Annotated in this window: 12 protein-coding genes; 6 read left to right on the forward strand and 6 right to left on the reverse strand. The window is 70.0% G+C overall.

Annotated elements, in window-relative coordinates; genetic code table 11:
* Positions 1 to 86: 86 nt before the first annotated feature.
* From C1I97_RS03225 to C1I97_RS03245, 5 genes are all read right to left on the reverse strand, one after another.
* On the reverse strand, positions 87 to 842 hold the full coding sequence (locus C1I97_RS03225; protein WP_111001703.1) for an SDR family NAD(P)-dependent oxidoreductase: 756 nt from the start codon (positions 840 to 842) through the stop codon (positions 87 to 89).
* Between the two features lie 37 nt (positions 843 to 879).
* The gene (locus C1I97_RS03230) at positions 880 to 1,665 is read right to left on the reverse strand and encodes a crotonase/enoyl-CoA hydratase family protein (protein WP_111001704.1); all 786 of its coding nucleotides are present in this window, start codon (positions 1,663 to 1,665) and stop codon (positions 880 to 882) included.
* 209 nt (positions 1,666 to 1,874) lie between these two features.
* Entirely contained in the window at positions 1,875 to 2,687 is an 813-nt protein-coding gene (locus C1I97_RS03235) for an amidohydrolase family protein (protein WP_111001705.1), read from the reverse strand.
* The gene (locus tag C1I97_RS03240; protein WP_111001706.1) at positions 2,684 to 3,838 is read right to left on the reverse strand and encodes an acyl-CoA dehydrogenase family protein; all 1,155 of its coding nucleotides are present in this window, start codon (positions 3,836 to 3,838) and stop codon (positions 2,684 to 2,686) included. Before C1I97_RS03240 ends, C1I97_RS03235 begins: the two co-directional genes overlap by 4 nt.
* Positions 3,835 to 5,268, reverse strand: a complete 1,434-nt coding sequence (locus C1I97_RS03245; RefSeq protein WP_309147769.1) for an aldehyde dehydrogenase family protein — start codon at positions 5,266 to 5,268, stop codon at positions 3,835 to 3,837. The genes C1I97_RS03240 and C1I97_RS03245 overlap by 4 nt, the downstream gene beginning before the upstream one ends.
* A gap of 207 nt (positions 5,269 to 5,475) precedes the next feature.
* Between C1I97_RS03245 and C1I97_RS03250 the strand changes: the two genes are divergently transcribed.
* From C1I97_RS03250 to C1I97_RS03275, 6 genes are all read left to right on the forward strand, one after another.
* Positions 5,476 to 6,699 carry an acyl-CoA dehydrogenase family protein gene (locus C1I97_RS03250; RefSeq protein ID WP_111001708.1) on the forward strand — a complete coding sequence of 408 codons (1,224 nt, stop codon included), beginning with the start codon at positions 5,476 to 5,478 and terminating at the stop codon, positions 6,697 to 6,699.
* Between the two features lie 6 nt (positions 6,700 to 6,705).
* Entirely contained in the window at positions 6,706 to 7,743 is a 1,038-nt protein-coding gene (locus tag C1I97_RS03255; protein WP_111001709.1) for an acyl-CoA dehydrogenase family protein, read from the forward strand.
* A 114-nt stretch (positions 7,744 to 7,857) separates the two neighbouring features.
* Positions 7,858 to 8,574 carry an ISAs1 family transposase gene (locus C1I97_RS03260; RefSeq protein ID WP_258382396.1) on the forward strand — a complete coding sequence of 239 codons (717 nt, stop codon included), beginning with the start codon at positions 7,858 to 7,860 and terminating at the stop codon, positions 8,572 to 8,574.
* Positions 8,575 to 8,653: 79 nt separating this feature from the next.
* Positions 8,654 to 9,841, forward strand: a complete 1,188-nt coding sequence (locus tag C1I97_RS03265) for a thiolase C-terminal domain-containing protein (RefSeq protein WP_111001710.1) — start codon at positions 8,654 to 8,656, stop codon at positions 9,839 to 9,841.
* An 89-nt stretch (positions 9,842 to 9,930) separates the two neighbouring features.
* A complete protein-coding gene (locus C1I97_RS03270) occupies positions 9,931 to 10,353 on the forward strand; it encodes a Zn-ribbon domain-containing OB-fold protein (protein ID WP_181446535.1) in 423 nt (140 codons plus the stop codon).
* 118 nt (positions 10,354 to 10,471) lie between these two features.
* Positions 10,472 to 10,819 carry a transposase gene (locus tag C1I97_RS03275; RefSeq protein ID WP_111001712.1) on the forward strand — a complete coding sequence of 116 codons (348 nt, stop codon included), beginning with the start codon at positions 10,472 to 10,474 and terminating at the stop codon, positions 10,817 to 10,819.
* 11 nt (positions 10,820 to 10,830) lie between these two features.
* Here C1I97_RS03275 and C1I97_RS03280 read toward each other — a convergent pair.
* Positions 10,831 to 11,729: ISAzo13-like element transposase-related protein (locus C1I97_RS03280; protein WP_441349079.1), on the reverse strand; the 899-nt coding region annotated here is incomplete at its 5' end.

Genomic DNA, 11,729 nt, shown 5'->3' on the forward strand with positions numbered 1-11,729 from the left:
CAAGGTGCATTCCGCGGCGCTGACGTCCGGCAATAGCCGGCGTGCGGGGCCGAGGACCACGTCCTGGACGCAGGTGTCTCGGACGGTCATTGCTTGGCGGTCTCGCCACCGTCGATCACGTAAACGGCCCCGGAGACGAACTTCGAGCTCGTCGACGACAGGTAGCAGACCAGGGGCCCGATCTCGTCGGGCTCCGCCATCCGCCGCGCGGGGATCTTGCGTACCCGCTTGGCCAGGATGTCCGGGTTGCTCGTGACGTAGGACTGGGCCTCGGTGGCGAATGCCCCAGGAGCGATGGCGTTGACCTGGATGTCGTGACGCGCCCACTCGGCCGCGAGTGCCTTGGTCAGCTGGATCGCTGCGCCCTTGGAGGCCGAGTAGGCGGCCAGCGTCGCCTTGCCGAGGATGCCCGAGGTCGACACCACGTTGATGATGCGGCCGCCCTGTTCCGCCTCGACGAAGTGGCGCGCGGCGGCTTGGGAGAGCACGGCGATGGAGGCGACGTTGACTTCCATGACCTCGTCGAAGAGGGACATGTCCATCTCGAGGAAGTTCGCCGCGGGTGCGATGCCCGCGTTGTTCACGACCACGTCGAGGCGCCCGAGCCGCTCCACGGCCACGGCCGCAAGGGCCGCGACCTGCTCGCGGTCACGCATGTCGCACACGTGGGGGTGGATTTCGCCGGCGAAGCTCTCCGCGGCCAGCTCCTTCAGGCTGGCCTCTGTCCTCGCGACGGCCAGGACGTTCGCGCCCTCGGCGGCCAACGCACGCGCCGCGGATCGTCCCAAGCCCTTGCTGGCGCCGGTCACGATGACCCCGCGGCCTGTCAGGTTCAATTCCATGCTGTCTTCCTCATCAGATCGAGTGCGCTGTCGCGACTCACGAGCCTGTCCACACCGGCGCGCGCTTCTCGGTGAAGGCACGCGCACCCTCGACGGCGTCCGCCGACGACCGCACGGGCTCGGTCAGCTCGGACTGACGCTCGAACGCCTCGGCCACTGGCCAGCTGGGACTGTCCTGCAGGATCTTCTTCGTCGCTGCGACGGCCAGCGGGCCACAGGCAGCCACCTCGGCCGCGAGCTCCGTGGCCGCGGCCACCGCGGTGCCCGGCGCCACCACCTTGTTGACCAGGCCCAGACGCTCGGCCTCGACCGCAGAGATCTGCTTGCCGGTCAGCGCCAGCTCCATGGCCAGGTGGTAGGGCAGCCGTCCGGGCAGCCGCAGCAGGCCACCGCCGGCGGCGACGAGACCGCGCTTGACCTCGGGGAGCGCGAAGAACGCGTTCTCGGCGGCCACGATCATGTCGCAGGCCAGGACGATCTCGAAGCCACCCGCGACGGCCGGCCCATCGACCGCCGCGATGATGGGCTTGCGCGGTGGCTCCTGCACGATGCCCGCGAACCCGCGCCGTGGCGTGATCGGTCGCTCTCCGCGCAGGAAAGCCTTCAGGTCCATGCCGGCGCAGAACGTGGGTCCGTTCGCCGCCAGGACCGCGACCGTGAGATCGCGACGCTCGTCGAACTCGGTCAGCGCCTCGTCGATCGCCATGGCCAGGGCGAGGTTGACCGCGTTGCGCGCGGCCGGTCGGTTCAGCGTGAGGGTGCGTACGCCGTTGTTGTCGGAGACGAGCAGCGGTCGCTCGGCGTTGGTGTCGGAGGAAGTCACGGTCAGTTCCCGGGGAGTCGTGAGGCGGCGTCGAGACGGATGGTTTCGCCGTTCAACATGGGGTTCTCGATGATGTGGGCGGCCAGCAGCCCGAACTCGTCGGGGCGGCCCATGCGGTCCGGGTGGGGGATGGATCCGGCGAACCGTTCGAACGTCGAGGCCGGCAGCCAGGTGTCGAACAGGCCGGGGGGCGATGGTGCAGGCCCGGATCAGGTGGCGAGAGAGGTCGCGGGCGACTCGATTCGAAGCAGTCGCGCCAGGTTTCCGCCGAGGATCCCGCTCTCCTCCTCGGCGGTCAGGCCGAGGGCCTTGATCGCCGCGATCTCCGTCGCGGGGTCGGTCATGGGCCAGTCCGACCCGAACACGACGCGATGGGACCCGTGGCGGCGGATGATGCTCGTGACCCGCTCGGGCGGGAGCGTGCCCATGCTCGGCGGCCACGAGGTCTCGAGATGGACGTTGCTCCCGACCGACCACTGCTCGGCCTCGTCGAGGACCTGGTAGCCGCCGTAGTGCGCCGCGATGAGACGCAGACCGGTGATCTCGGTCATCATCGCGTGGAGGCTCTTCGGGGCGCCCCGCTCGTTCTGGTGCGCGTCGCCTCCGGAGCCGACGTGCGCGATGACCGGGATGTCGTTCTCGGCCAGTGCGACGAGGATCTCGCGCGTCCTGGCGTCGGCGAAGGCCACCGACTGGAACAGCGGGTGCAGCTTCACGCCGACGACGCCGTTGTCCCGGAGGGCGGCGAGGTTCTCCTCCACCGACAGGTCGGGATGGACGGTGCCGAAGGGCACGAAGCGGGACCGGTCGACCCGGCCGATGAACTCGTTGGTGCGCTGGACTGTCCGGCCCGCGTTCGCCACCGCGAGCGTCATCGCCATGTCGATGCCGGCGGCGTCCATCGTGCGTCGCAGACCGTCCAGGGTGCCGTCGTGCACGGGGTCCAGGCCCACGGGACGGTCGGCCAGGACCTTTCGGGCGATCTCGTCGGGCCAGACGTGGCAGTGGGCGTCGATGATCACTGGCGGTGCCCCCTGATCAGTTGCTTGGAGAGCGCGTCGAGCAGCACCTCGGTCGCGCCTTCGTATACGCGCATCGGGCGTGCCGCCCGGTAGAGACGCTCGATCCGGCTCCCGCGGACCAGCCCGAACCGGCCCATGACCTGGACACTGCGATCGACCACGCGGCCGGCGACCTCCGTCGCGCCGATCTTGGCCATCGACGACAGGTGAAGGCTCCCGGTCGGGTCACACGCAGCCGCGCGGGCGACCTGGTAGGTGAAGCTCCGCGCCATCTCGATCTCGGTCCACGACATCGCCAGCATCTGAGGAACCGGACCCAGCCGCGCCAACGGGGTGCCGAACTGTTCGCGTCCGGTCGTGTGGGTGAGCGCGTCGTCGAGCGCGGCCTGCGCCGTACCGATGGCAGCACCGGCGACGGAGACCCGGAACGTGGCCAGCGTGGCGAGTACCAGACCGAACCCCTTCCCAGGTGCTCCGAGCCGGTGCGACACCGGCACGCGCACTGCGTCGAACTCGATGTCACCCAGCACGTGGGGAGCCATGATCTGGTGGGGGCGGCTGGTGGTGACCCCCAGGGTGTCGGCGGGCACGAGGACCAGCGAGTAGCCCACGCCGTCGCCGACCTCCTCCTTGCCGAGCACGCAGTAGTAGCTCGCGTCGCCCCCGTTGGTGATGAAGCTCTTCGTACCGGTCACGACCACCTCGTCGCCGTCGGCGACGATCGTGGTGGTGAGCGCCTTGAGGTCCGAGCCCACGTCCGGCTCCGTCAGCGCCAGCGCGGCGATCGCGTCCATCGAGGCCACCCGCGGGAGCCAGTGCTCCTTGACCTCGTCCGAGCCACCGACCGAGATCGCGTAGCTCCCGATCCCCTGCATGGCGAAGAGCGAGTCGAGGTGGCTGGAGGACGCCGCGAGCTGCTCGCGCACGATGGTGACGGCGAGCGAGTCGGGGCTCTCGAAGTGGCCTCCGTACGCGGCCGGGACCTGCACCGCCGCCAGCCCGCTGTCCTTCAGAAGCTTGAGCACGTCGGCGTCGATGCAGTCGCTTTCGTCGGCGCGCTCCGCGTGCGGCAGGCACAGCTGGGCCAGGTCACGCGCGCGGTCCTGCAGGGCGACGTGCTCGGCCCCGAGTGGGGAGAACTGGCCGCTCACAGCTTCACCGCCACGAACTTGGTCTGCGTGTAGTGGCGCAGCGCCTCCATGCCCTTCTCCCGGCCGTAACCGCTGTTCTTGACGCCCCCGAACGGGCCCTCGACCAGTCCCGTCAGCCACTCGTTGACGTAGACCTGGCCTGCCTCCAGCCGAGCCGCGACCCGGTGGGCACGTGCGATGTCGCTGGTCCAGATGCCGGCGGCGAGTCCGAACTCGGAGTCGTTGGCGATGGCGATGGCCTCGTCCTCGGTGCTGAACCGGAGCACGGCGAGCACGGGCCCGAAGATCTCCTCGCGGGCGATCGCCATGGTGTTGGTGACGTCGGTGTAGACGGTCGGCTGGACCAGCCACCCCTCTCCCGTCACGGCGCCGCCGGCCGCGAGGGTCGCGCCGTCCTCGCGCGCGACCTCGAAGTAGGACTGCACCTTGGCGAACTGGTCCTCGGTGGTCATCTGGCCGTAGGACTCCCCGGGCTGGACGCTCTTGACCCGTTCGAGCAGCAGGTCGACGAACTCGTCGTGGATCTCGTCGGCGACCAGCAGGCGGGTGCCGGCGCTGCAGACCTGGCCGGCGTTCGCCGTGAACGCACGCACTGCCCCCGCCGCCGCCTCGGGCAGGTCCGCATCGGCGAAGACGATGTTGGCCGACTTGCCCCCGAGCTCGAGGGTCAGCGGCAGCACGCGGTCCGCCGCGACGCGACCGATCTCCCGGCCCGCCCGGAGCGAGCCGGTGAACGCCACCTTGCGCACGTCGCGGTGCTCCACGAGCGGCTGCCCGGCTTCCTGGCCGGTGCCCGTCACGACGTTCAGTACGCCGTCCGGCAGACCGGCCGCGGTGGCGATGCGGGCCAGTTCGAGCGTGGTCGTCGAGGTGAACTCCGACGGCTTGACGACGACGACGTTCCCGGTCAGCAGCGCGGGAGCGACGGCGCGGGCCGCCTGGTTGAGCGGCGCGTTCCACGGGGTGATCACGCCGATGACGCCGTACGGCTCGTTGGTCGTGTAGCCGTGCATGCCCGGGCCGAGATCGATGACCTCGCCGGACGGGATGTTGGAAAGCCCGGCGTAGAAGTCGAAGTAGGCCGCAGCGGCGTCGACCTCGCGCAGCGACTGAGCCGCGGGCTTGCCGGCCTCGGCTCCTTCGAGGTCGGCCAGCAGCGCGCGCTCGGCGCGGATGCCGTCCGCGATGTCGGCCATCAGGCGCCCGCGTGCGCCCGGCTTGAGGGCGCGCCATGCCGCGAAGGCGGCCGATGCCGAGGCGACGGCCGCTGCGACGTCGGCGCGGTTCCCCGCCGCGATCTCCGCGACTGCGGATCCCGTCCACGGGGACGTTGAAGCGATGTGCTCGCCCGACCCTGGAGCGTGCTCCTCACCGCCAATCCAATGACCGTACCTCTTCACGGAGCCACCTTCTGCTCGGCATCCCACCACGTGCTTTTCATGCTCACAGCATGCCCTTGAAATATTTTTTGTCAACCAACAATCTTCCTCTTCCCTTCGATGGCGAAGTGGAGTAGGACTGTCCGCGGGCGATCACGTTCCCTCGCCGGCACGTCGGACGCCGGGGGCGCCACGACAACCCGCGCCGCGTAAGCCGACCGTCGTGCTGGCTGCGGCTGCTCAGCAGAGAGACGATCAATGGACTTTGACGACACCCCGGACCAGGCCCGCCTCCGCGCTGAGGTGCGCCAGTTCCTGGCCGACCACGACAGCGAGCTCGCCCACGGCGACGGCGCCTACCTCGAGGAGCCGGGGACCGACCGGGTCGACGCGCTCCGGCGCACGCAGGCGATCTTGTTCGACGCCGGCCTGATCGGGCTCACGTGGCCCGAGGCCTACGGCGGTGGCGGCGGCACGAACGCGCAGCAGGCCGTCGTCAACGAGGAGCTGCACCGCGCCCGCATCGCCGGACCGATCGGGCACGTCGGCCTGGGCATGTGCGGGCCCACGATCCTCGGGCACGGCAGCGAGGACCAGAAGCAGCGCTACATCCGCCGGCTGCTGCGTGCCGATGACCTGTGGTGCCAGCTGTTCAGCGAACCCGGCAGCGGCAGCGACCTGGCCGCTGTGCGCACCAAGGCCGTGCGCCACGGCGACGGCTGGCACGTGCGGGGGCAGAAGGTGTGGACCACCCTGGCCCAGCACTCCCGCTACGGCATCCTGCTGGCCCGCACGAACCCCGACGCCCCGAAGCACCGTGGTCTGACGATGTTCGTCATCGACATGACGTCCCCGGGAGTCACCGTCCGACCGCTGCGCCAGATGAACGGTCACCAGAGCTTCAACGAGGTGTTCCTCGACGACGTCGTGATCGATGACTCCGAGCGGCTGGGCGACGTCGACGACGGGTGGCGGGTGGCCCTGACGACGCTGATGAACGAGCGGATGGCCGTCGGCGGTGGCGGCGGCGAGCTCGGGATCCGCAGCGACGCCCTGGTCGCGCACGCGGCGCGCCGGCTCCCTCAGCTCAGCGACGACCGGCGCACACTGGCCGTCGAGGCCCTCGGGCGTGTCCTGGTCGAGTCGCTCGCCGCGCGGTACACCGGCTACCGCCTCCAGACGAGCCTGGAGAAGGGCGGACGGCCCGGGCCCGAGGCCAGCGCCGGGAAGCTGACGGCCGTGCGGATCGCGCACGCCACCGCGGACCTCGGCCTGCGGCTGCTCGGCGAGGACGCCGTGCTGGCTCGCTCGCGTGAGGGTGACTGGCGTTGGGCGACGTCCCAGGCCTCCACCCCGGGCATCGCGCTGGCCGGTGGCACCGACGAGATCCTCCGCAACATCCTTGGCGAGCGCGTGCTGGGCCTCCCGCCGGACTCCGCTCGCGTCCCCGCCCGCACGACGCCGCCTTCTGAGAACAGGTAGAGAACCGTGAACTTCGACCTCGACGACGAGCAGCGGAACTTCGCTGAGCACGCACGCACGTTCTTCTCCAAGCAGGCCGGGCCCGGACTGGCCCGCACGCTCCTGGACGAGCGGGGCGAACCGGCCCCCGGACGCGAGGTGCTCACCGAGCTCGGCTTTTTCTCCCTGACCATCCCCGAGGAGGCCGGCGGCGCCGGGGCCGGGCTGCTCAACATGGCGATCGTCGCGGAGCAGGCCGGCAGGCAGCTGGCGGGGCCCTCCCTCGCCACCGCGGCCCGGGTCGCGGTGCTGCTCGAGGGCGACGAGGCCCGGCTGCGCGACGTCAGCGAGGGACGCACGGCGATGGCGGTCGTGGACGGCTCTCCCACAGGCTCGAATCCCTCGATGGACGTGCTCAGCGCGACCCACTTCCTCGCCCTCGACGGCGAGGACCTCGTCCTCGGCGAGGGGCGGGCCACCCCCGGCGAGGCCATCGACGCCACCCGCGGGCTCGGCTTCGTCGAGCTGACCTCGTCCGAGGTCGTCGCCCGGGGCGCCCGCGAGCGCTGGGAACGGGCCAAGCAGGCGGCGTGCGTCGTCCTCGCGGCCGAGGGCCTCGGCGCCGCGGACCGCGTCGTCGAGCTCGGCATCGAGCACGCACAGCAACGGGAGACGTTCGGACGCCAGATCGGCGCGTATCAGGCGGTCAAGCACCGGCTGGTGGACGATTGGGTGGCGGTCGACCAGCTGCGGTCCCTCGTGTGGTGGGCCGCGTGGGCCGCCGACCACGCACCCGAGCAACTCCCCGTCGCCGCCTCGGCGGCCAAGGCCTACTGCGCCACGACCTTCGAAACGGCGTGCGAGACACTCATCCACGTGCTCGGCGCCATCGGGTTCACCTGGGAGCACGACGCACACCTCTACTGGCGCCGCGCCAAGGTCGACCGCCTGCTGCTCGGCGACGAGACCGAGCAGCTCGCTCAGGTGGCGCTCCGGAGCATCTCGGCTGCCACGCGAGCGGTCGACGGTGACACCGAGGCCACGGTGGCCAGGGCTTCGGCGTAGTCGCCTGACGTCCGGCTCGCAGCGATCTGCCGGCTCGGCGGGGTTCCGGGAATGTGACCGGCACGGTTCCAAGATCATGGAGTTCTCGGCGCCCCGTGAGCCGAGTGGAAGACTGTGCCTGCCGACGCATCATCGCCGATCCCGCCTGCCTTTGACCAACTCAGCGAGCAACCCGGGGCGGTACCCGAGGAGATCCCGGGCCTGCTGGAGCGACTGGCCGAGGTGCCCGACCCGCGCGGTGTACGGCACGCCCTGGTCGCGGTACTCGCGCTGACCGCGTGCGCGGTGTCGGCCGGAGCGGTTTCCCTGCCGGCGGTTGGCGAGGGGACCACAGACACCCCGCCGTCCGTCCTGGAACGGCTTGGCGTGCGGCCTGATCCGCTGTGCCCGAAGCGTTGTCTGCCCGCGGAGACGACGGTACGGCGGCTGCTGGCCCGCATCGACGGCGACGTGCTGGACCGGGCGGTGGGCCGCTGGCCGGCAGACCGACGCGCAAGCAGCGGCGGCCGGCTTCGCGGGCCGGCGGTCGACGGCAAGAGCCTGCGCGGAGCGGCTCGGGCCGAGGGCCGCAAGATCCATCTGCTCGCTGCCTGCGACCACGTCTCCGGCCTGGTGATGGCCCGGCTCGACGTGGGAGAGAAGACCAACGAGATCACCTGCTTCCAGCCACTGCTGGTGCCCCTCTCCGGCCTGGCAGGTGTGGTGGTGACCAGCGACGCGATGCACACCCGGCACGAGCACGCCGACCACCTGCTCAGCCGGGGCGTGCACTACATCGTGAGCGTGAAAGGGAATCAGAAGAACCGGATCGTGACCGGGCAGGAGCTGTGACATTAATAGTTGGTCAGCAACTATTTCGAGTGAGTGAACTACCCGCCGCCCGGCGGCACTTCGCTGAAAGGACGCCCAAATGCCACTGGACGCCTGCATCATCGGTATAGGCACCAGTCACACGATTGGCCTCGATCTCGAGCGGACACCTTTGACGCTCCAGTCCGAGGCCTTCCACGCGGCGCTCGACGACGCCGGTCTCGAAAAGAGCGCGATTGACGGGTTCATCACCGCACGGGGGGCGCCGTACGGCGTGGATTACGACGAGTTCGTCATTGCGGCCGGGCTCGACGTGCGGTGGGTCAGCCAGCTGTGGTCGCACGGTCGTTGGACGGCGTCGGCGATCTCCCAGGCGGCGCTCGCGGTGTCGGCGGGAGTGGCCGACTGCGTCGCCGTCACCAATGCCCATGTCTCGGAGCGTGGTTACGGCCGGCACTTCTCAAGCATCAACAACCGACTCGACGAGAGCTATCGCGACGGGGGCGGCCCCTATGGCGGCTGGAGCGTCCACGGGAGCCCTGGCGCGGGCACGGGCGCGGCGATGGTCGCCCAGCAGTACCTGGACCGCTACGGCGCGACCGCTGCCGACCTCGCGGCCGTCGCGGTCGGGCACCGTCGGCACGCCGCCCGCAACCCGCTCGCGCTCCTGCACGACACGCCCCTGACCACCGAGGAGTACCTCGCCGAGGCAGAGGTCATGGGACCGCTGCGCAAGTCCGACATCTGCCAGATGATCGACGGGGCAACCACGCTGCTCGTCACGACTTCCGAACGCGCGGCCGACCTCGACGTACCCTTCGTTCGCATCGCCGGGATCCAGGGGATCCACGCCGGCCGCGACAACTACGTGTTCTTCTCCCGTCCCGGCCTCGGCTCGGGGGTCAGCCCCGAGTACGACTACGTCGCGCCACAGAGCTCGCCCGTCTACGCCATGGCCGGCATCAGTCGTTCCGACATCGACGCGCTCTTCCTGTACGACCCGTTCGCACACATGGTGTGGATGGCGCTCGAGCGGTGGGGTTTCTGCGGGGCGGGCGAGGCCGCCGCGCTCGTGCGCGACCAGGGGATGGACATCGACTCCCCGCTCCCGATCAACACCAACGGCGGTCTGCTGGCCGAGGGTCACCTCTTCGGCTACGGGCACATCATCGAGATGACGCGCCAGCTGCGCGGCGCGGCTGGCGACCGGCAGATCGACGGTGTAACCGCGCTGCAGTGGGCCAACGGCTGGGGCGACTCCTTGATCCTCACGAACGAGAGGGCATGACGATGGCCACACACGTAAGCGACACCGGGCTTCCGGGACATCTGGGACTCCTCCCGCTGACCGGTCGAGGCCGCGGTCTGGCGCCGCTGGTGCATCCTGACAACGAGTCGTTCTGGAACTCCATCGCCGCCGGGGAGCTGTCCCTGCAGCGGTGCGGGTCGTGCCAGACCCTACGGTTCCCCCTGGCACCGGTCTGCCACCAATGCCTCAGTCCGGAGTTCACCTGGGAGGCGATCGACACCCGGGGGAGCGTCAACGTGGTGATCGAGAATGCTCGTGCAACCGACGGCATGCCGCGTATCGGGCTCGAGGCGCCGTGGCCGGAGTTGACGCCCTACTTCACGGGCGCCGTGGATCTGGACTGTGGTCTCCGCCTGCCCGGCAGGATCGTCTGCGACTGCGGCGAGGTGCGCTCGCGCGGCGTGCGGGTGCGGGGTGTCAGCCTGGAGACCACCTGCGACACCCGGGTCCACGGGTTCGTCCACGCGTGTGTCGTCGGCCCGTTCGAGTAGGCCGGTTACGGCCTACCGGCCGAGCACGTCACGCAGCGCCGCGGTCACGGGACCTGTCCCCGAGTGGTGGACACCTCTGAGCCCGGCCCCGGCAGGGGTCGGGGAGGAGGGGTCTTTTATGGTGATGAAGGTCTACTCGCCCGAGTGCAAGGCGGACGCGGTCGCGCTGTACCTGTCGGGCCCGAGCCACACCTTCGAGGGCATCGGCAAGGACCTGGGGATCAGCCGGGAGACGCTGCGCAACTGGGTGCGGGCCGAGCGGGCCCGCCGCGGTCAGAGCGGCACGGCGAGCACGAACATGAAGGACGTTCCGGTGAGCGAGGCCACGAGAGAAGAGCTGGAATCCGAGATCGCGGCCCTGCGCGCGGAGCTGAAGACCGTGCGCAGGGGGAACCAGAAACTGGCTACCGAACGGGACATCCTGCGCAAGGCGACGAAGTTTTTCGTACAAGAGATGACCTGGTGAGGAGCCGTAAATCAACTACTGCTTGAGTTGATCTCGTTGTCATGCTGCTCGATCACTCGTTGCAGGGCCTCGATCGAGCGCGGTGGGTGAGTGCGGCGGGTGACGAGTACCGTAGTGAGCTCGGGACCGGCGAAGGCCAGCAAGGGCTTGGTCCGCCCGGCGTGGTAGCTCAGCACGTTGCGGTGGCGGCCGAGCAGTTGGCCCGCCAGCGTCAGGGTGACGGTGTTGCGGCTGCTCAGGACGGCGGCCAGGACGCGGTGGCGGTGATCGAGAGTGCCGAAGCCGGGGTTGCGGCCGCGCCCGTCGCGGTCCTCGCGCCGGCGCTCGGCCTCGGTCAGGAGTTGGCGGCAGGGTTCGAGCCGGAGTACGAGTTGGTCGAACTCGTCGCGGGACATGCCGGTCAGTGCCGGGTGGGTGAGGAGGAAGGTGGCCTCGGCCGGAATCGGCGGCCCCGACTCCTCCCGCGCATCCTGTGGCGGCTGGTGGCCGGGGTCTTGCGGGGCGATGGTGTAGTTCCACTCGCCGTGGAAGCTGTCCCGTGCGGTCCGCTGTTCGATGCTCTTGCGTTCAGCGCGGGTGAGCACGCGCCCGGTGGGGTAGTCGTTTTCGTCCAGGGTGGCGCTGACGGTCAGCCCGGTGGTGGTGCGGGTGGCCGAGATGGTCTGCAGCAGGATCTCGTAGCTGGTCAGCGGCCGCCCACGCAGGCTGTGGGTGATCCGGGAGAACAGCCGGTGCTCGACCTTGTTCCACTTCGACGTGCCGGGCCAATGCCGTTGTTTGAGGTAGTCAAGCAGTGCCCGTGACGGGTCGGTGGTGCGGTCGTTGGGCAGGTCATGCATCCGTGGGTGGGGTTGTCCGATGATGTGCGGCTGGGGGTGCTCACCGAGTGGGTGACGCCGGAGTTGGTTGA

It is taken from the genome of Streptomyces sp. NTH33, from assembly GCF_003236365.1.
In the GTDB taxonomy this organism is placed as follows: Bacteria; Actinomycetota; Actinomycetes; order Streptomycetales; family Streptomycetaceae; genus Streptomyces.